The organism is uncultured Gardnerella sp. (assembly GCF_947280595.1).
GTDB classification, from domain to species: Bacteria; Actinomycetota; Actinomycetes; order Actinomycetales; family Bifidobacteriaceae; genus Bifidobacterium; species Bifidobacterium vaginale_A.
Map to the genome: position 1 here is coordinate 72,758 of NZ_CAMYOS010000004.1, position 20,714 is coordinate 93,471.

Annotated in this window: 15 protein-coding genes; 1 reads left to right on the forward strand and 14 read right to left on the reverse strand. The window is 38.4% G+C overall.

The genetic code is table 11. From position 1 onward, the window contains the following. Window positions 1–43 precede the first annotated feature (43 nt). Window positions 44–985 (forward strand): AEC family transporter, encoded by a 942-nt coding sequence (locus tag Q0X59_RS02275; RefSeq protein WP_075523813.1) that lies wholly within the window; start codon window positions 44–46, stop codon window positions 983–985. 183 nt (window positions 986–1,168) lie between these two features. On the opposite strand, the gene Q0X59_RS02280 is transcribed toward Q0X59_RS02275, so the two are convergent. The 14 genes from Q0X59_RS02280 to Q0X59_RS02345 all read right to left on the reverse strand — a co-directional run bounded on the left by Q0X59_RS02280 (window position 1,169) and on the right by Q0X59_RS02345 (window position 20,620). Further along, window positions 1,169–2,029, reverse strand: a complete 861-nt coding sequence (locus Q0X59_RS02280; protein ID WP_196489655.1) for a KilA-N domain-containing protein — start codon at window positions 2,027–2,029, stop codon at window positions 1,169–1,171. A gap of 316 nt (window positions 2,030–2,345) precedes the next feature. Next, window positions 2,346–3,782, reverse strand: a complete 1,437-nt coding sequence (locus tag Q0X59_RS02285; protein ID WP_297642872.1) for a Maf family nucleotide pyrophosphatase — start codon at window positions 3,780–3,782, stop codon at window positions 2,346–2,348. Window positions 3,783–3,812: 30 nt separating this feature from the next. Then, window positions 3,813–4,769: a homoserine kinase gene (thrB, locus tag Q0X59_RS02290; protein WP_297642874.1), complete on the reverse strand. Its 957-nt coding sequence runs from the start codon at window positions 4,767–4,769 to the stop codon at window positions 3,813–3,815. 126 nt (window positions 4,770–4,895) lie between these two features. Then, window positions 4,896–6,239 carry a homoserine dehydrogenase gene (locus Q0X59_RS02295; RefSeq protein WP_297642876.1) on the reverse strand — a complete coding sequence of 448 codons (1,344 nt, stop codon included), beginning with the start codon at window positions 6,237–6,239 and terminating at the stop codon, window positions 4,896–4,898. A gap of 189 nt (window positions 6,240–6,428) precedes the next feature. Then, window positions 6,429–7,430: a type II CAAX endopeptidase family protein gene (locus Q0X59_RS02300; RefSeq protein WP_082266313.1), complete on the reverse strand. Its 1,002-nt coding sequence runs from the start codon at window positions 7,428–7,430 to the stop codon at window positions 6,429–6,431. Window positions 7,431–7,501: 71 nt separating this feature from the next. Further along, window positions 7,502–8,647, reverse strand: coding sequence for a D-alanine--D-alanine ligase family protein (locus Q0X59_RS02305; RefSeq protein WP_075523817.1), 1,146 nt, complete (start codon window positions 8,645–8,647; stop codon window positions 7,502–7,504). A 154-nt stretch (window positions 8,648–8,801) separates the two neighbouring features. Further along, window positions 8,802–9,797, reverse strand: a complete 996-nt coding sequence (locus Q0X59_RS02310) for an NAD(P)H-dependent glycerol-3-phosphate dehydrogenase (protein WP_075523818.1) — start codon at window positions 9,795–9,797, stop codon at window positions 8,802–8,804. Between the two features lie 203 nt (window positions 9,798–10,000). Further along, the gene (locus Q0X59_RS02315) at window positions 10,001–10,885 is read right to left on the reverse strand and encodes a lysophospholipid acyltransferase family protein (RefSeq protein WP_075523819.1); all 885 of its coding nucleotides are present in this window, start codon (window positions 10,883–10,885) and stop codon (window positions 10,001–10,003) included. Window positions 10,886–11,114: 229 nt separating this feature from the next. After that, window positions 11,115–11,984, reverse strand: coding sequence for an anchored repeat-type ABC transporter permease subunit (locus Q0X59_RS02320; RefSeq protein WP_075523820.1), 870 nt, complete (start codon window positions 11,982–11,984; stop codon window positions 11,115–11,117). After that, window positions 11,985–12,848 carry an anchored repeat-type ABC transporter ATP-binding subunit gene (locus Q0X59_RS02325; protein ID WP_230955929.1) on the reverse strand — a complete coding sequence of 288 codons (864 nt, stop codon included), beginning with the start codon at window positions 12,846–12,848 and terminating at the stop codon, window positions 11,985–11,987. A gap of 36 nt (window positions 12,849–12,884) precedes the next feature. Continuing rightward, window positions 12,885–14,654, reverse strand: a complete 1,770-nt coding sequence (locus Q0X59_RS02330; protein ID WP_297642927.1) for an anchored repeat ABC transporter, substrate-binding protein — start codon at window positions 14,652–14,654, stop codon at window positions 12,885–12,887. Between the two features lie 106 nt (window positions 14,655–14,760). After that, entirely contained in the window at window positions 14,761–16,872 is a 2,112-nt protein-coding gene (locus tag Q0X59_RS02335) for a choice-of-anchor M domain-containing protein (protein ID WP_297642880.1), read from the reverse strand. Window positions 16,873–16,889: 17 nt separating this feature from the next. Continuing rightward, on the reverse strand, window positions 16,890–18,044 hold the full coding sequence (locus Q0X59_RS02340; RefSeq protein WP_297642882.1) for a choice-of-anchor M domain-containing protein: 1,155 nt from the start codon (window positions 18,042–18,044) through the stop codon (window positions 16,890–16,892). A gap of 194 nt (window positions 18,045–18,238) precedes the next feature. After that, window positions 18,239–20,620 (reverse strand): choice-of-anchor M domain-containing protein, encoded by a 2,382-nt coding sequence (locus Q0X59_RS02345; protein ID WP_297642884.1) that lies wholly within the window; start codon window positions 20,618–20,620, stop codon window positions 18,239–18,241. Between the last annotated feature and the right edge of the window lie 94 nt (window positions 20,621–20,714).

Genomic DNA, 20,714 nt, shown 5'->3' on the forward strand with positions numbered 1-20,714 from the left:
AGCTCATTAAATAGCATCTCACACCAGAGATAGAATCATGACTATGGGCTTAATTAGCGCTATGCAAGGATTTTGCGTCATAGGAATCGTAATTGCAGCAGGATACATAACCGCTCGTATGCACATTGGCGGATCTCAAGCTCAAATGGTCCTAAATCGCGTGAGCTTTTTCATTTCCAGCCCTTGCCTAATGTTTGCAATTCTAGCAAAACAGCCAATCTTTGAGATTTTTCACTCGTCAATTTTTGTTGCATTCTTTTCTGCAATGATTGTTGGAATGATTTTTGTTGCATTAAATAGCATATTCTTCCATCTTCATGCATCAGATTGCACAATCGGAGCACTAAATTCTCTTTACCTTAATTCAAATAATATCGGCCTGCCAATCGCCACATATATTCTTGGAAATCCTGCACTTGTAGCACCAATTCTAGTCATGCAACAATCAGTGTTTACGCCTATTGGCTTAACAGTTCTCGACATTACAACTACTGGCAAATGCTCTCTTAAGCGTATTGCTCAGCAGCCTTTAAAACAACCACTTTTAATTGGCTCACTTGGCGGAATTATTATTTCTGCAATTAGCGCTAAAATCGGATATTTTCCTGTACCAAATTTCCTTTACGATCCAATTAAGATGATTGGCGATTCTGCAGTTCCTATGATTCTTATGGCATTTGGAATGTCTCTTTACGGAAGTAAACCATTACAAAAAAATTCCAACAGAATTGCAATAGCAGCCGTTGCAATACTTAAAAACATTATTATGCCTATTATTGCTTTTATTCTCGCATACTTTGTAATGGGATTCCGCGGTGCGACTTTATACGCGTGCGTTGTGCTTGCAGCTCTTCCAACAGGACAAAACGTCTACAATTATGCAGCTAGATACAATGTTGGCTTAAGTTTTGCGCGTGACGGAATACTGTTATCAACAGTCACAAGCCCGATTTGTATAGCCGTGATTGCAGCCGTTTTGGGGTAACTAATTCTCGCGCATTCGTAGCATTTGCAACAAGAAATTTACCTTTCACAAGTTGGAAGTCTACTTCCAAATTGAAGCTACCTTCGCGCAGCAAGCTCATCAAGACGCGCACTGAAGCCGTAGCGAGAGCGCTCGCAAATGCTGTAAATATAAGCATTAAGTACAGAATTGAAGTGATTAAACTCAATTTTTTAGCACGGCATCCAAACTCTTTATTCCAACGTTATTTAACTTTTCAAGCGACAAAATCTGCGTTCGCGCCAAATTTCTAAGCTCAACCATGCGATCAGCCTGCTGCAAACCCTTAGAAATTAAAACAGCGTTGTAACTTTCCATGTTCGACAACACCAAAAGCTCATTAATACTCGCTTCATCTCGAATGTTGCCTTTTGACTTAGGATTTGCATCTCGCCACTGCTTAGCAGTCTTGTTAAACAGAGCAACATTCAACAAATCCGCCTCACTTGCATACTTATACATCAACTGCTCAGGAGTCAAATCTTTCAACAAATACTCTTTAATAGCATCTGTATGAATCTTGTAATTAATCTTCGAAATCTCGCGGTTCAAATTCCAGTTCAGCGAAAGCCTTGAATTTTCATCGGATTTAAGCCTTTGATAGTCTTTGATAATATATAGCTCAAATTCTGCCGAAATCCAGGCTGCAAACTTAAATGCTATATCTTTATGAGCGTAAGTTCCACCACACTTACCAGATTTGGAAACTATGCCAATAGCATTTGTTGATTCTACCCATCTTTGAGGCGATAAAGTAAAAGAATTAGAACCAGCCTCGTTCTTAAAGGAGTCGAATTCGACCCCTTTAAAATTTGGATTGTTAATACTCTCCCACAATCCCAAGAACTCAATAGTATTCTTCACTCTCAGCCAGTTTTTAACAACATCTTTAGGCTCTTCTTTGTTTTTATATCTCGCAATATCGGTTAAACTAACGTAATCATTCCTAAAATCTTCCGTATAAACCTGAATTGTAAAGCCTTTTGCATTAATAGTATCTTTTTTAATATTTGACATATTAGACATAAATTTCCCCCTAATTTTTACGCAAATTTACGCAATTAGTTGCTTTCTTTGATTTGTTTACTTTATTTCTATGCGCTTAACACAATCCCACTAAATCACAAGCAATACAAAATCAATCACAAGCCATAAAACATCTAAAAACTAGCAGAAAACTAGCATGCATCAGCGCATAAATATGATTTTATAAGATTCCACAGATAAAAAACAACAAAACGAAAGCAGCAATACTTTCGCAAGTTGGAAGTCTACTTCCAAGTTCAGTGCAAAACAACAAAAGTTGGAAGTCTACTTCCAAATTGAAGCTACCTTTGGGCAGCTACCTTCGCGCAGCAAGCTCATCAAGACGCGCGCGGAAAGACGGCCAATCAGTGCGCATCGCTGTAAGCAACTTTAACTTAGAAACATCGTCAATAGGAACCCATTTGATTTCCATACTCTCGTCATCGTGTGCACAAGGCTCAACTCGATGACCTGGCTTTTCAAACGCGAAAACAGTCGTATAACGCCAATTTCCGTGGTCTTCGCAATAAGCTCCAACAACATCAATATCTTCCGAAGTAATATTTGCTTCTTCAAAGGATTCACGAAGAGCGCCTTCTATTGCACTTTCACCATCGCAAATTGCTCCACCAGGAATACCCCAAGTACCACCTTCAGCACTCCAAAGAGCGCGATGCTGCATCACAACATGCGTCACACGACCAGTTTCATGATCTCTTCTAGCAAGCAACACTCCAGCGGCACCATTATAACCCCAATGTCTGCGACCACAATCGCATTGCACCCAGCCATCGCCTGGCTGATGAACATTTTCTTTAGGGACTTTAGTAGACGTAGGATTACTTTTCATGCCAACCTCTTCAAGAGTTTCCTTATTCCATAAATCATTGAACGCATAACCAAGCTCTTTCACCATTTCACGAAGAAGTGGCAAACTTATTCCAAGCACTCCATGAGGATCGCCTTTAATACTTTCAATAAAAGCACCACCAAATCCTTCTAAAGTAAAAGATCCTGCAACTTCTAAAGGCTCACCTGTTGCAACATACGCGCGAATTTCATCATCACTCATAGAAGAAAAAGTCACGCTTGCACAACTAGTTTTGCACACCATTCTTCCATCTTTAGCATCAATCAAACAATGACCAGTCCACAATTGCCCTGTTTTGCCACTCATTTGTTTGATTCTCTCAAATGCTACCTCTGGAGCATGCGGCTTTCCGTAACACTTTCCATCGAGTAAGAACATTGAATCGCAACCAACAATCAGAACACTGTTGCAATCGTTAGAAGATTTATTTAGATGCTCAAAATCATGAATATCGAACGACTTTGTAGGAACTCTAACACCTGAAAAATCACGAGTTTGCGATGTTTTAACATTATGCGTTACGTCTGATTTCTCGTCACTTTCTAAAGAGTTATTAGCATAAGATTCAGCAGATTCTGAATCTTTAGACTCACATTCCGCTTCAAGCGGATATCCCACAACCAAATCGCCAGTAGCACTTGCAGCTGCATCCGACACACGTTTATATGATTGATACACAGCTTGAGCTTTTGCTTTCGCTAAAATCGAAACTCGCTGCTCTACACTCAACTGCTCAACTTTAACGCAACGAGCATCCGCAGCATCACGCAAAACTGCTGGTTCATCTACTTCACTAACATGAATCACAGGAATCACGCCAGAAGAAGCCAAAACAGACCTACGTGCAGGCGACTTTGAAGCCAAAATCAACGCAACTGCCATACTTACTCTTCCTTTTATCTTTCACATAAATCATTCGCGAGTTATTGCAACACCAGTAGGATCGACCGGTACGTGAAGCACACGCCAATCATCGCGCAAAAGCCATGGCTGCGCGATTTTTTCGATTTGCATGTCTTCACTCGCACTACTTCCAACATAAAACACTATTGCACAAGAACCTGCTCCAGAAATCGTAGCTGCAAAACCAGCATCACGCAACGCTTTTACTAAATCCCAAGTTGGTTGCATAAGACTTGCACGATATTTCTGATGCAATGCATCTTGAGTTGACTCAAAAAGCAAATCACTTCTAGAAAGAGTTGTTTTTGCAAAAGAATCACTCAAATCTCCAAAAGCAACTGGGAGCAAAGAAGCGCGTGAAACATTAAAAATAGCGTCACCATATGGAACTTTTTCTGGAAGCGCTCGTCTAGCTTCTTCAGTTGAAAGAGTAAAGTTTGGAACAAAAATAGTTGAGCGAATATCACTTGAAACGTCATATCGAACAGTGTGAAATTCTTCGCAATTCTTCCAACTCATAGTCAAACCGCCAAAAACTGCAGGAGCTACATTATCTGGATGTCCTTCAATCTTAGAAGCGATTTCAAAAATCTTTTCACGATCAAGCTCTCCTTCATGTGAAAAACTCCACGCTGCAGCTACTCCTGAAACAATTGCACTAGCAGAAGATCCCATTCCTCTCGCTTGAGGAATTTTATTATATGCTTCAAGAGTAAAGCTTAAGCGCGGAAGATTAAAAATTTCGCAAGCTTTGTAAAAAGTTGATACTACTAAATGCGTTTCATCTCTTGGTAAAGTATCTTCACCTTCTCCATGAATTATCACACGCAAATTAGAAGAATCATCCAGAGTAAAAACTAATGAATCCGCGTAATCAAGCGCGATTCCTGCAGTATCAAACCCAGACCCCAAATTCGCACTAGTAGCAGGAACTCGAATAGATACACTTTTACAAATCGGCTTCATCTTTCTCCTCCACGTTTTTACTCTAGTTTTACACTTATTACGATTGGTTTACACGTTTTACGATTGGTTTTCACTTATTGCGATTGTTTCACTCAATTACTCTAGCGTTACTCAACTACTCTAGCGTTACTCAATTACTCGTAAAACAAAAGGCTTTGAACAAACAACATCTAACTTTTGCAAATCAAAAACAATTGAATGTAAATCAGCTTCAGAACAATCTTTTACAAGAATTCTTAAATCGCCAGGACCGCCGATTCCGCATTGAGGGCAATCTTTTTCACCGTCATATTGTGCTTCACACGAAGAAGCCAAACGCTCAGAAACGACTCTATACTTTCTAAACACATCCATAACTTCATCGCAAAGCGCCAATGAAGTATCTTCCATATTGCAACGAATAACAAAATTCGCACGATTTTGCGCATCTGTTGACGGAATATACGAATTATATAAAGCAACAGGAGCACCAGAGCACCTTCGAACAATATTCGTAACAGCACACACTAAATCTCCTAAAACAGCAGAAGCAGTTGGAGATCCACCAGCACCACGACCATAAAACATCAAATCATCTGCACCATCTGCTTTTACAAATACAGCATTAAAACTTCCATGAACAGACGCAAGAGGATGTTCTAAACTAACCAAAGCCGGATACACTTTGGCGCTTACAGCATTATTGCAACGCTCAACAGCTGCAAGAAGTTTAATAACACGATTTTCAAACTTAGCAGCTTTTATGTCGTTATAGGTAATAGAACTAATTCCCTCAACTTCAACGTTATCAATGCTAACGGGAGTTTGAAAAGCTAAAGTAGCTAAAATAGCAGCCTTATTTGCAGCGTCTAATCCTTCAATATCTCCTGTAGGATCTGCCTCAGCATAACCTTTTTCTTGAGCGTCACGTAAAGCTGTTTCAAAATCAAGACCTTTTACAGTCATTTCATCAAGAATATAGTTTGTAGTACCGTTTACAATTCCAAAGATTTTCGAAATACGATCCCCCATAAGAGATTCTCGTAAAGGACGAACAATAGGGATAGCTCCAGCAACTGCTGCCTCAAAATACAAATCAACGCCATGAGATGCAGCGCATTCATATAATTCAGGTCCAAAAGCAGCCAACATAGCTTTATTAGCAGTCACAACAGATTTTCCGTGTTCAAGAGCACTTTTTACAAAAGTATGAGCAGGTTCAAGTCCGCCAATAAGCTCAAGCACAACGTCAACATCGTCTTTTACACACAATGCTGCTGTATCTGTAGTTAGCAAATCTCGCTTAATCCAAGGAACATCAACATCTTCCAGATGTAAACATGCTACTCCTGCCAGTTCAATCACAGCTCCGGTTCTCGCAGTAAGCTCATCACTATTTTCAACAATCATTCTTGCTGTTTGTGAACCAACAGTCCCAGCGCCTAATAATGCAACGCGAATAGTTTTATTAGATGACTTATTGCTTAGCATATCTCTCTCCAATAGTAGTTTATTTTTGCGAGTTTTAATCCTTTGCGAGTTTTAATCCTTTGCTAAATGCTAATCCTATGTTATATACAGAATTATTTGCCAATTAACAAGTCATTTTCTAATTATCCTAATTAACTGACTGTTCTCTAATCATGCAAATTAACAAATTATTCTCTAAAAGCAAAATCCCTATGAAAACAGCATTAACAAATTAAAAATTATAGAAACAGTCAAAAACGAAATTACTCCAACTGTTCCATAAAGGGATTTTCTACCAATCTTCTTAGGCATCTCCAAAGGAGCGTCAAAAAATACAAGATATTTACGTCTGCGAATTAGCAAAATTACGCCAATAACCAACATTGCAATCATAAACATGCTATACATACCAGCCAAAATTAAACCTGGTGGCAATTGCGACAATTCACTTTCTTTCATTTGATTTATGTCAATCATATTGCCATTTTTATCAACCAGCTGTTTTTGCAACCACATTGCAATTACGCTACCTTGCAGATTCACAATCATGTGAAGAAATATATTGTATTGCAACTTAGAAGTGCGAACATACATGTATCCGAAAACTAAGCCAAGTCCAAAAGCATAGAAGAACTGGAATACGTTCATATGGAATAAAGCGAATGCGAGAGCAGAAAATACTATAGCTCTTTTTTCTCCATAAACTCTTAAACGATCTAATATTTGCTTTCTAAAAAGCCATTCTTCTACTATTGGTGCAAGAACAACAACAAACACAAAAGTTTCTAGGATATCACCAGAAGCTATTGTATCTGAAACATGATTTTCTGCTTTTCCACCACTTAAAAGTTCTGCAAAAGCTATACCAGCAAAATTCCCAATGTACATAATTGGGATACTCACAGCAAAAAATCCGCAAAATTGCGTAAAACTCATAGAGAATTTATAAGTTGTAACTTTAGGAATTTTACGCATAATAAGCAAAGCTACTGGAAGAGCAACTAGATATTGAGCAACGTCTGAAACAATTATCGTTTCAAGCGAATTACTTATTAATCCTTTAGGAATTACGCGAGAACAAAGCATGCCTAACGCATATGCAACCGAAATCCAAACTATGAGGAATAAGCATAACGATACACCAAGCATCCCTTGACGTTTGCGCGCCGTCAAATACACGTCACTTCTTTGCATATCTTGCATTTCTTGCATATCTTGCATACATGTTCCTTTTACTGTTATTTTGCATATATTTAAGTAATTACATTGAGATTGATTAACTATTATTCAATCACACCTTCGATAAGTTTCGTAATCAAATTACTGTAGCTTATTCCAGTTGCTTCCCAAGCTTTTGGATACATGGAGATTGGCGTAAATCCAGGCATCGTGTTGATTTCGTTAAGGATTACGCGCCCGTCTTTAGTTACGAAAGAATCCACGCGACTTAGCCCGCGACCGTCTGCTGCTTTGAATGCTGCAAGTGCAGTTTTGCGAACACGCTCCAGCGTTTCAGCAGGCAAATTCGCCGGAACTTCCACGTGCGAAGCTGCAGAATCCATGTATTTGCTGTCAAAATCATAGAACTGATCTTCGCCAGACTCGCGTTTATCTAAAACAACTTCTCCAGGCAAACTTGCTTTTGGCTCTTCGCCATCGCGCGCTGCAAGAACAGCACACTCAATTTCTCGCGCATCAATTCCTTGTTCCACCAATACTCGCCAATCATGCTTAGATGCTTCATAAACAGCATCAGCTAATGCATTAGCATCATCAATGGATTCGACTTTTGTTACACCAAAACTTGAGCCTGCACGACTTGGCTTTACAAAAAGAGGATATTCAAGCTTTGCTACATTAACTTGAGATATTATTTCTTGAGCATAATTCTCAAAATGATTTTCTGCGTCATTTACAAATTTTCGCGTATCCAGTGCAATACCTGGAGCTACATCAATTCCAGCAGCCTTAAAAAGCTGCTTTGCATAGTACTTATCCATGCAAGAAGCAGAAGCTAAAACTCCACAACCAACGTATGGAACTCGCATCATCTCAAGCAAACCCTGCAAAGTACCATCTTCGCCATTAGGACCATGAAGCACAGGGAAAACAACATCAATATGACCTAAACTTGTCAACGTGCCGTCCGCCTCGCGCACTAAAAATCCGTCTGCACCTTTTGCAGGGTCAAGCACAACATCACGCGTGCTATCAGTTTTTGTAATCAGAGGGAGCTCTCCTTCTTCCATGCGGAAGTTGCGAGGATCTTGACCGCCTACAATCCACTCACCTTGTTTTGTTATAGCAACACGGACAATCTCGAATCGACTTTCATCAACTGCACTTAACACGCCAGCAGCTGATATACATGAGATCGAATGCTCGTCTGCTTTACCGCCGTACAAAAACATTACACGCTTTTTCGCCATTTTTTTCCTTTGAAAATCAGACTTTTTAAATTATTTAAGCTTAACTTTTCAACTATAAATTATTTAGTCCAAATTGTTTTAAGCATATATTATTTAAGTTTATTAAGCCACTCTTTTTATTTAAGATTAGTGAGTTAATTTTTCTAAAAGTACACTACTCTTCGCAAACATCGTCATCAAAAAGCATTGAAAGCATTTCTTGGCAAGAGATTCCTTCTTCCAGCACGCGAGCCATTGCACTTGCGAGTGGAGTTGCAACGCCCAAACGCTTACCCATTGCCACAACTGCGCTTGTAGTTGGCACGCCTTCCGCAACGCCATTACTAACAGCAGTTGCCTCTTCAACGCTCATTCCTTTACCAAGATTTGATCCAAAAGTGTAGTTGCGACTTAGAGGAGAACCACAAGTTGCAACTAAATCACCAAAGCCTGCAAGTCCTGCAAAAGTGCGAGAATCTGCGCCTTCCGCAACGCCCAATGCCGTCAACTCTGCAAGACCGCGCGTTTCAATCATAGCAGCCGTATTTTCGCCGTAACCTGCACCGCGAGCCATACCAACTGCGAGCGCAACAACGTTTTTAAGTGATCCGCACATTTCTACGCCGATTACATCTGTTGACACAAACGCTTTGAAGTAATCATTTGAACAAGCCTTTGCAACTATTTGCGCTTGCGACTTTTCTTCACACGCAACTACTGCTGCAGCAGGATGACGAGATGCTACTTCCTTACTCAAGTTTGGACCAGAAAGTGCAGCAAAACGATTACGCGGCAAATTCAACGCTTCGCACACAACTTCATCCATACGTTTTCCGGTTGTGCGCTCAATTCCTTTCATAAGAGAAACAACGATCGCATTTTGTGGAATCTTGCCTGCAAAATCAACCAACGCTACTCTCGCAAACTGTGCTGCAATTGCAACTACTACAATATCTGCATTTTTAACTGCCTCAACACGATCCCCAGTTGCAGTCATATTTTCTGGCAACTTTTCAACGCTTGGCAAGCGCACCGCGTTATGATGATGATCACGAATACCTTCAACGATTTCTGGCTCTATTGCCCACATCGTTACACGATTACCTGCGTCTGCAAGTACTTGTCCAAACGCAGTACCCCATGCACCAGCACCCAACACCGTAACGTTCATTATTTACGCCTCACCTTTCGGTTGTAAATCTTCGGCAAATATTTGTATTCTTGGCTTTTTAACGCACTATTTCATAATTCTACACACGACACTTTACGCATTAAAACACGAACTAAAACGCGCATTAAGCTTCATACAAAAGCACGCATCAAAATTCACAATAACCATGCATAAAAACGCGAATCACGAATTAAAACGAGAAACTAATCTTCTTCAACTCTTTTCATAAGCTTGTAATCAAAGTATCCAGCTGGCGCTTTTTCTCCGCGAATCTCTTCCATAATTTGCGTCATACGCACTCGCACGCGTCTTGCAAGCTCTTCAGCTGCATCCATTGGAGGCATTTGACCCCAATTATCCATATCGTTAAGAAGATCAGAATAATCAAGCTGAGTATCATAACACATTACAACGTTTTTCTTAGGCCAAGGCCACCAATGGTTTATACTTGCAGCTCCCCAAACTACAGCACAAAATAGAGGAATTTGATGTCCAAGCCTTCTAGATGCTTCAAGAGCAATAATACCAATTCCCGGCTTCATGCTCATTGGCCATTTTTGAGGATCTCTTGTTAAAGTGCCTTCTGGCCAAATACTTAAAGGTCTTCCATTCGTTAGAATTTTGATTGATTCTTCTTCAATTTCGCGCGCTTTTCCGCTTCTTCTTGGCACAGGTTGCATGCCAACAAGTTGAAACCATTTGCCTAAGATCGGCCAACTCGCAAGCTCCGCTTTAGCCATATATCGAGGTCTGCGTCCTTGGTGGAATAGCGCTGTCATTGGTATAAAAACGTCAAACATAGTAACGTGCGTGCAAGCAGTTATAAATACGCCATCTTCTGGTACGTTCTCTAACCCCCACGCTTTTACTTTGCATCTAGAACGAAGTACGCGAGATGTTCCTTCAAGTAATCGTTCAGTTGCTTTTGGATTTTGAGCGTTTATTTCTGCGTATGCTACTTTGCGCTCGCCAGTTGGATAATAGTAAGTTGGATCAACTAAATTATGCTTTTTCGAAAGATACTCTACCTGCTCATCACTGAGTGGCTTAACTGCACTTCTCGGTGAAGGTTTTCCTTTTGATACCATACAACTATTGTGCAGCATGCTATAAACACACTATGACACTATGAGCTATGACACTATGACACTATGACACTATGACACTATGAATTAAAAGCATATTTACGAAATACAATAAAAATATAATAAAATTTCTTATTATGTATTTTACTTTTATTACATAAACATGCGCTCATTTAATAGCGTAGTAAAATAAACTCATTTAATAGCGTAGTAAACAAACTAAAATTTCGACTTATTTATTTCGTATTCTGTTAGAAAAAACTTTTGAAATTAGACCGTGTTTAGGTGACGCAATCCAGGCGAGCACAAAGAAGACTGTTGCAACAAGCACAATCGTTCCACCAGTAGCAGTATCAAAACTCCACGAAATATACATTCCTAGAATAGATGAAACACAACCGATTACAGGAGCAAGAATCATCATTATAGACAATCTATCTGTGAGAAGACGAGCTGTTGCTGCAGGAGTAATAAGAAGAGCAAGCACAAGAACATTACCTATTATTTGCACAGAAACAACAACAGCAACTGCAACGATCACATAAAGCATCCCATCGAGCATAGAAACAGGCAAACCCATTGCTCGCGAAGTTTCGCGATCCATTGACACGCATACAAGTTCTTTATGGAATATAAACAGCAATGTAAGAATTATCAAACCTGTAATAAAAACGACCACAATATCTGAATCTGGAATACCAGTTATAGAGCCAAATAAGAATGATTCCAAAGATCCAGCGTATCCAGATGCTTTAGAAATAATCACAATTCCGAGAGCAAATGCTGAAACAAAGAATACGCCAATAAAAGAGTCCTCGCGCAACCGACGATTTTGACTGAAGATTGACACTATTAACGCTGTTGCAACTCCTGCAATTGCACCGCCTAAAAGCAAATTACCTTGCAAAACGAAGGCTATTGCAAGACCAGGAAAAACAGAATGCGCTACAGCATCTCCAATAAAAGCCATTCCGCGAAGAACTACATAACATCCAACAGCACCGCAAATTACGCTTGAAAGGCAAGCTACTATAAGTGCTTTTAGTAAAAACCATAAGTCTGGATTCGTTAAATCTTGAATAAATTCAATAGGCGTAAGCATTTACTTCTCCAATCCATTAAAAGTCTTACTATTTTCGTGCACGCAACTACCATCACACATCTCACTAGTATTTTCTTGGCTTTTAACGCGCTGTACTGCTTGAATAAGCGGATTATCTTTAGACACATGAAATGTTTTAACCCACTGATCTACACTTAATGATTTCGCAACTCCATCTCCCACAATACTTCCGTCAAAAAGTATGATTCTTGAGCAAGAATTCATAGAACCAATAATGTCGTGTGAACTCATCAAAATCGACTCGCCACAAGCGCATAAATCTGAAAACAACTTTGTAAGTAATTCTTGAGTTGGCATATCAAGACCAGTAAAAGGCTCATCAAGCAATAACAAACGCGGTTGTGATGCTAAAGCTCTAGCAACTAGAACACGCTGACGCTGACCTCCAGAAAGTTCTCCAATAGTACGATCTCGAAAATCTGCCATTCCCGTACGATCTAATGCATTAAGAGCTGCAATATAATCTTCTTTTCTAGCTCTTCGAGCGTATCCAATATGCCTAATTCGTCCCATCATTACTACATCAAAAGCCGAAAGAGGAAAATCCCACGCAATATCGTGACGTTGAGGAACATATCCAATATTTGATACTCGCTTAATATTTCGTTTGATAAAATTATCATCATTACTAAGTTCATGCGAACGAACTTCAAGATTACCTGCATGAGGAATCAATCCCATAATCGCGCGAAAAAGCGTAGTTTTACCAGCACCATTCGCACCAAGCAATCCCACGAATTCACCGCTTTTAATATTAAACGAAACGTCTTTTACAACTTCTCTACTTGCATAAGATACGCTTAGATTTTGCGCGCTAATCACAATGTTTTCACTATTTTTCATAAACTTCCCTATCATTTCAAAAATTAGTAATTAAATTCACTTCAAACAATTTGCTAAAGAATCTGCATTCGCACGCATCATATCTTCATAACTTCGAACATGCGAATCAAAAGCATCGCCATAAATTGGGCATACTTTAACTCGCGCTTCAGAAGCTAATTCTTTTAACACAGATGAGCGAGATATAAGATTGGGCTCTAGAAATACTGCAGGAATTTGTAAATCGCGTAAAATTTGCGAAAGCCTACGCCTATCTTGCACACTCGGCTCGCTAGAAGGATTTATTGTTACAAATCCAGCAATATTTACACCATAAGCCTTACCTAAGTAAGCAAAAGCATCGTGAGTTGTGACTAAGTTGCGGCGTTCTTTAGGTATTGACGCAACTTTTTTACGCATATAGGCATCAACATCAAGAAGCCTGTTAATATAGCGATCTGCATTAGCACGATATTTATTTGCATTTTTAGGATCTACTTCGCACAATCTGTCAGCAATCGTTCGCACATATGCAATACCGTTTTTTACTGATTGCCACAAATGTGGATCAATATCTCCATGAACATGTTTACCTAAAACTGCTTGCGGAAGTTGATAAATTTTCTGTCTTGCGCTTCCAAGGAATCTATAACCTTGTTCTGCTGGAATTTCTTTAAGTGCATTAGTTGGAACTTCCACAACTACATCTTTAGGTTCATAATAAACACGCTTAGGTGCAGCAGACCGCTTCTCTTGCAAAGTATCAACTCTGTAAAGAAACCCACGTTTTGCTAAATCATAAGCTAAATCAGCATGACCTTTATTCAAAACTACTCGAGCTGAGCGTGTTTTCGCCAATTTTTGAGCGTTAATACCAACAGCAAATCGCATAGTGGTATTTCCTAAACTAGCAACTCTCTCATTTTGAGCATTCAACATGTCTGCATGAAAATCGAGCAAATACTCACCAGGCTTACTAAAAGCCCAACTTAAATGCGTGTGAGCATCTGCAGGCAAATCCACATGATCCTCATCGTTAATTCCATTTGCTGAGTTAATGTAAGTTTCAACGCTACCAAAAGTTCCAGTAAGATAAGCAAAAAGTGATCCAGGACCTTTTACTTTAGTAGCTGTTAAACGGATTCTATCCGATCTTCTCATAGTATATGCATTTGGTTTCAGCACAGTTGCACGACCCTGTTTTGTTACAGTAGAAGGCGCATTTGATTGAGAAGACTGAGAAGACCCAGAAGATTGAGAAGACTTTTCACTCTTATTCAAACTTTTAAGCTGCTTTACTGATCCGCTTGAGCTAGATACACTTGAGCTATTTCCACTTGAGCCAGCACCACTGTTATTATCCGAAACTTTAGAACTTTGCAATACATTAGAACTTTGCAATACATCAGAACTTTGAACAGCCATACGCTCCGTAGCAAGACCTAGCCAAATAGTATCCAACGACACATCTTCTACCATAGGAATAATATCTGCAGCATGCTTAACGCTTTCTTCTGCAAGCTGCACATTAGGCACACCTTTACGCAAATTCGCATCTAAAGCAGTAATCACGCCATGTTCCTCAAGCATCATGTAATTACTAAAAGCAACATCCGCATAAACAACATCTCGTATAGAACGCAAGCGAGGCTCATACGAGTGCGGATCTGCATTATCTGGAACTATAGAACTTACATTTGCAGCATCTCCGGCAACATTTGCAACCATATCTCTCAATACGCCAGTAGTTGTTACAACATTTATTCGACCATCTCTATGACCATATTTTGAATAATTACTCACATTACTGCATGCTGAAAGTGGCATAATCATAGCTATAATCACAAAAAACACGCGTGCTTTTAAAGAAATCATAGCTTTAAATAGATCCACATAAAACAACTTCTTAATTGCCACTTCCACTACCACCAAACTAATTACCAAAGATCATACTAATAAAGCCGCTATTAAGACTAATAATCTTGTACTTGCGCAATACATATACGCCTAAATAGACTACTGCGCAAAGAGCAATAACACTGCCACTTAAAATAGAATAAGCGAGTAAAGTCTTATGCTTAACGAAACCAATAATTCCACTATTTGAAGCATCATCAATCGATTCATCTTCAAACTTTGCATTATAAGCATTTTTATTATCTGATTTTCTCAAAGAAACAGTAGGCATTAACCCTTTTGACTTATCTGAAGATGAACGCAAAGATTTATCTAAACGTCTTCCAGAAGAAATACCTAAAGACCTTCCACTTCTAGCACTATTAGCGAAAGTAGCAACAGGTCTTACATCGTCTACTATATTTTCAGGTTCATGATTAGTTATAAGTGGCTTTACAAGCTCCTCTTCACCTTCATCTTCTTCAAGACTACCTTTTACAGAACATGAAATTGGCATTTTATTAGGATTAACACCAATAGCAAAATGGAATTTTTCTTTAGAAATTGAACCATTTGCTTTAACAGCGAAAGTCAAAGTATAATAACCAGCTTTAGAAAAATCCCAATTAGCATGCATATGCGTATTAGCAGGGATTTTATACCACTTCTTGGCACCTCTTTTACTAGAAAACATTTCACTAGGACGTTCACCTAAACTACCTTGCAACCATACGCGCACACTTCCAGGACCTTTTATAGCAGCTAAATACATAGTTGTAGAAGTATGAGGACTTAGATTTTGATTGTTAAATCCAACCCAAGGAACTCCATTTTTCTGCGTTTGCGGCAATCTCCAAACGTTATTTCTTTTAGATGATTGTCCAGCATAAAAAACTACTGTACGAGGATGTCGTATAACATGCTGTCCAGTGACATCTTCTTGAACGGCAAGAGAAAGCCCACTGTTTGAAGTATAAGAAGCTATATCCGCATGACCATTACTAATAACAAGAGCATTAAGCTTATGCTTTATATCTTTAAAAGTTAAGCATTTAGCTTTAACAGGCCGATTTTCTCTATCTTCATTATTGTTGAAATAGCCGCTTTCATCGTCAATCGATTCATCTTCAGATTCTGAATCGTCTTCACTCTCGTCTTCACTCTCGTCTTGAGAACCCTGTTCATCTTCGCTATCATCTTGCGAACCTTCGTCTTCGGTTTCAGACTCAGAATTATTATTCTCATCGTTATTATTTTCACTCGCGCTCGCGTTAGAATCGTTAGAATCACTAGAATCACTAGAACCAGAATCAGGATTATCGGAAGATTCAAAATCATATTCTGAATTTTCTTTAGCGCGCTTGAGATCCACTTCAAACGTGTAATCTTGCGTATCTTCAAGAGTATTACCATCAGAAGTAAAAGCTACAGCTTTAACTGTTAAAACATACACTCCAGGTGCTGTAAAAATCCAATCCATATGCACGTGAGCATTGCCATTCACACTGTATTCGCTTGGAAAATCAGTGCCATCAGTTCCAAGATGTTTTAGTGTTTTGTCATCATCTTTGCCAGCCATATAAACTGCGCCATTTTTAGGCATATTGGCTTTAACAAAACTGAAAGTCACACTTTTAATTCCCGAATTTTTCCCCAAAGTTTCAGTAGAAACACCTGCATATAATTTACCTTCTTTCATTTGAGAAGGAAGATGATACACGTATTTCACATTCTGCTTTACGAAAGAAAATACTTTATTTTTTCTTTCGCGACTTTTCTTGCCAACAACAAATCGAACTAACGAGGAATTATATCGAATGCCATTTGCATCACTACCAGGAAAAGAATCACCTCTTGTTCCAAGCACAAGATTTCCGTTGACATCTTTATAAGTTGCAAAAACGTCAGTATGCCCTTTATTTACTCTGCAAATTTTTGCACTATTATTCGCACTTGGCTTCAAATCAGAATTTTTAAGCTGTGCAGCAACACAAGCTTTCTCATTAGACGACTGCAAATTTTCAGAATCATTCTGATCAGCAACTGCTGCGGGAATAACGCAAATAGATGCTGCAAAACTAGAAACTATAATTCCACTAAGAACTACACTAGATACTTTTTTAAGAATACTAAGAACTTTTTTAAACATGATTTAGCATCCTTCAATCATCTCGGCAATATTGACGTTTCTTGAATTTGCTCATCTATAGAAGAGTCAGAAGAAACTTCAGAAGAACTAGAAGAATCCACAGAACTGCTTGAATCCACAGTTTCACCAGAATTATTCGCACGAGCCATCAAGCGCTGCTCAATAGCAAGCTTTTTAGCTTTTTTAGTTTTAACTACAGCAATAACAAGGAAAATAATTACAATAATTAGCAAAAGAACAAAAGTAACAGTCACCATTTGAGCAATTACTAAAGAAGTATCGTCTTTTTTCTTATGTTTACGATTACGCTTACTACTATTATTTTTATTATCTTTTGAATAAGCTTCATCTGGCTCATTTATTCTATCGTCAGAATCATCTTCAGATTCATTCTCATCTGCATCCTCTTCACTTTCATTGTTATTTTGTGAAGAAGATTTTCCAGACGCGCTAGATGCAGCTAAAGCGTCTTGCGGATTAGTGTTTTCACCAACTGCAAAATTAAGCAAACGAGTATCACTTACCTTACGACCATTCTTTAATTTTCCTGAGAAAGTAAGCTTTACATGATACACACCAGGCTTAGAAAACACCCAATTAACATGCGTATGAGCATTAGTTTCAATCCAAGTATTTTGAGGATATCCTTTAGTGCTATCCCACAATTGTTGAGGATTATTATTCCCGTTTTCAAGATAAACATGCAATTTACCAGGACCACTAACGCCGTCAAGCGAAAGATTAGCTCCTCGATCAAGCTCGTTTAACACTCCACCTTCCTGAGTATTCCAACCAAGCCAAACAACATCTTGATTTTGCGTTTGAGGGATCACATAAAGCTTAGTTCCAGGCTTTTCACCAATAAACGCATAAGTAGAATCATCCGGCATAGGCACAATTGAGCTATTTCCTAAACGAAATACTACGTTTTCAGGATCTCTCCACACAGGGTCATCGCCTGTATCGTCACGAATCTGAATTTTCCACTTTCCACCCGAAAGAGTTGGACCAAAATCAGCGTGCCCAGCTTGCATCATAACTGGCTGATTACTAGTAACAGCATGAGCTTCTTGGAAAAGAGGCGATGGCAACACGGACATCGAAATAATCATAAAAAGAATTGAAATAGCTGCCATGATTGATGTCATAACATAATGCTTTTTAGTATTCATAATTATCACCGTCTTTACGCTTTACAACTTGTTAATTTTTGATTATTTTGATTAACTTGTTAATTTTTGTTAATTCTTTGTTTTGCTATTTAATTGCTTTTCTTTAGTTTCTTACATCGCGCTTTACATTTTTGAACGCGTCATCGGCGCTTCAATTTAACTTTTTAGTGCGCTTACAGCCAAGATTGCAATTCCTATAAAACCTTCATCTTTGTCCTTATAAGATACATTCCCAATCCTGTTATTGTGCACAACCCAACTGAAGCTGTACCAGTAGCAACAGCTATAAATTTAGTTGCGTGACTTTCTGTATCACCATTAGAACCATATGAATCACTATCTTCCGAGCTTGACTCATACTCGTCTGAGTCAGATGAATTATTACTACCAGATTGACTTTCGTCACTATCAGCAAAATCATCACCTGAGCGCTTATGAGATTTACTATTCTTGTGCTTTGAATGTTTATAAGATTCCAAAGAAACTACTTTCTTTTTCTTATTCTTATGCGATTTTTTATAACTTCGATTCACAAGGCTTGCAAGAGTCTTCTTACCTTTAAGATTTTTTCCAAAACCTTTAAAGAAACGATTGGAATTATTGCCATTATTCGAAGAAATAAGTTGCACAGGATTATTACTAAAATGATTCGACTTATTTTGATTATTTTGAGAATTCCGATTATTCCGGTTATTCTGATTATTTAAATTAAAGTCATTATCAAAATCTTCATCCTCATAATCTAATTCATCTAAATTATTATCGCCTTTGTGCTTTCTCTTATTATTTTTACGATTCCTATTGTTCTTTTTATTATATTTTTTACGATTGCGTTTCTTATTATGAGAATGCTCATCAGGATTTTCCTGTTGATTTTCATGATTATCTTCATGATTATTTTCTTTTTCAGAATTCTTCAAAAAAATTTGATAATCTGTAAAATCATTGAATTCTTCATTTCTGTACAATTCGCCATTTTCGAGAACAAGTGAAGATCTGATAATAGCTCCATCCATGCTTTTATCAATTTTCAAATTTAAGGTTTTACCTTCTTCTTTAGGTATGTACTTAAATTTTGTTTCTCCGTCTTTTTTAATAAGCCAAACATGCCTTTTTACTATAGAAGTAACTTGAACATCTGGATCTTGTTTTTTATCTTTAAGAACAGATACTCTAGGGCTATAAAGCACAGATTTAAGTTTTAAAGTATCTCCAACTTCAAGAGGCTTCATCTTACCAATTGCAGCAACTACAGGCCTTCCATCAGCACCATGATCATCTACTACAATTTTTACAGTATCTCTATCATCTCCAAAACCTAATCCCAACTCAAGTCCGCCACTTATCGTTGCATTAACAAGCATTCCATTTAATGCAGGCTCTGCTGGAATACTAAATGTTTCTTTAAGATCTGGATCTCTATCCCCTACTGGAAGATTGCTCTTAAAATCATATGAAAAATCAGGACCTTTTTCGTCTTCTCGAATATACGTCCAAGATGGCATCGTATCTTTTTTACCGCGTATTGATTTTGGCAAATACACAGAAAGAGTAACTTCTCCACCCGGCTCATACGAATGGTAATGCGGATGTGAACCAGTATTTCTCACGCCAACAATGCAAATATTGCTGTCATCATCCTTGCAATGAGTACTGCCAGACAACGATTCTTCAACAAATTTAGGATCTTTTGTTGGAGGAACGCGATTAGGATCCATCTGCAAAGTTTCTGTTTTACTTGAAACTGCATGTGTTTTATTAGCTTTTACTTCGAAAGTATACGTAGCATGCTTTGAAGTAACAGTTTTGCCAGTTTTCTTATTTTTTACTATTGTGTAAGCGCTAATTTTATAAGTTCCCGGCTTTGTAAAAACCCAATCAGCATGTTCATGGCCAACCATTGACTGATGTATAATGCCAGGCATTACGAATCGACTTCCAGATACACTTTCGTCATCTTTATCATGCGCTTCTAAAGATGACGCAAAAGTTTCATTATTATCATTTGTTTTTTGAGTCCAAGCAAGAACGCGTCCACCTTCAGGGCCAACAACTTTATCAATTACTATATCTGCGCAGGCATCGCTAGTATCTTTAGCTCCTACAGAAAAACGAGAATTAGATGAATCCCAGCCAGGAAATACTTCGCTACTCTGCTTATTTCCCGAACCGTTCAAACGCCAATAGCCATCTGACGTATTAAAAGGTATATCTCCAGCATTTTTGTAAGGAAGATTTGAAGTATAAAATGACGAATCAGAAATAGTCATCGTCACATTTTTAGGAGAATAAATTACATTCCCATAGCTAAGACCCATTAACAGATCACTATTTGCGCTAGTTTGGAATGAATAAAAAGCGTCAACATGACCCGATTGAATTGCTGCTTTTTCTTCAGGAAGATACTGATCGCCCCTAACATCATCATTACCAACCCAAACATTCTGAGTATCATCAACATCAGCATATGCTAATACTGATGAGCCTAATCCAGATACGAGCATCGCAAATGCAAGAATGACTACGCTTGAAAAAGCAAACGCGCGCTTTAACGCAGCTTTCACTACATGAGCCATAATTATTATTTCACTCTCTACACTTAATATTCTTAGCTTTTATATACGCAATTTATTACGAATAAAGCAAAGATTTTTATAACGTTTATCCATA

Excerpts from the sequence above, each read along its gene's own strand:
- Q0X59_RS02330 (WP_297642927.1), bottom strand. The coding sequence starts at position 14,654 with ATGCCACTTTCAGCATGCAGTAATGTGAGTAATTATTCAAAATATGGT.
- Q0X59_RS02325 (WP_230955929.1), bottom strand. The coding sequence starts at position 12,848 with ATGAAAAATAGTGAAAACATTGTGATTAGCGCGCAAAATCTAAGCGTA.
- Q0X59_RS02315 (WP_075523819.1), bottom strand. The coding sequence starts at position 10,885 with ATGGTATCAAAAGGAAAACCTTCACCGAGAAGTGCAGTTAAGCCACTC.
- Q0X59_RS02335 (WP_297642880.1), bottom strand. The coding sequence starts at position 16,872 with ATGTTTAAAAAAGTTCTTAGTATTCTTAAAAAAGTATCTAGTGTAGTT.
- Q0X59_RS02305 (WP_075523817.1), bottom strand. The coding sequence starts at position 8,647 with ATGGCGAAAAAGCGTGTAATGTTTTTGTACGGCGGTAAAGCAGACGAG.
- Q0X59_RS02285 (WP_297642872.1), bottom strand. The coding sequence starts at position 3,782 with ATGGCAGTTGCGTTGATTTTGGCTTCAAAGTCGCCTGCACGTAGGTCT.
- Q0X59_RS02340 (WP_297642882.1), bottom strand. The coding sequence starts at position 18,044 with ATGAATACTAAAAAGCATTATGTTATGACATCAATCATGGCAGCTATT.
- Q0X59_RS02295 (WP_297642876.1), bottom strand. The coding sequence starts at position 6,239 with ATGCTAAGCAATAAGTCATCTAATAAAACTATTCGCGTTGCATTATTA.
- Q0X59_RS02320 (WP_075523820.1), bottom strand. The coding sequence starts at position 11,984 with ATGCTTACGCCTATTGAATTTATTCAAGATTTAACGAATCCAGACTTA.
- thrB (WP_297642874.1), bottom strand. The coding sequence starts at position 4,769 with ATGAAGCCGATTTGTAAAAGTGTATCTATTCGAGTTCCTGCTACTAGT.
- Q0X59_RS02310 (WP_075523818.1), bottom strand. The coding sequence starts at position 9,797 with ATGAACGTTACGGTGTTGGGTGCTGGTGCATGGGGTACTGCGTTTGGA.
- Q0X59_RS02280 (WP_196489655.1), bottom strand. The coding sequence starts at position 2,029 with ATGTCTAATATGTCAAATATTAAAAAAGATACTATTAATGCAAAAGGC.
- Q0X59_RS02300 (WP_082266313.1), bottom strand. The coding sequence starts at position 7,430 with ATGCAAGAAATGCAAGATATGCAAAGAAGTGACGTGTATTTGACGGCG.
- Q0X59_RS02345 (WP_297642884.1), bottom strand. The coding sequence starts at position 20,620 with ATGGCTCATGTAGTGAAAGCTGCGTTAAAGCGCGCGTTTGCTTTTTCA.
- Q0X59_RS02275 (WP_075523813.1), top strand. The coding sequence starts at position 44 with ATGGGCTTAATTAGCGCTATGCAAGGATTTTGCGTCATAGGAATCGTA.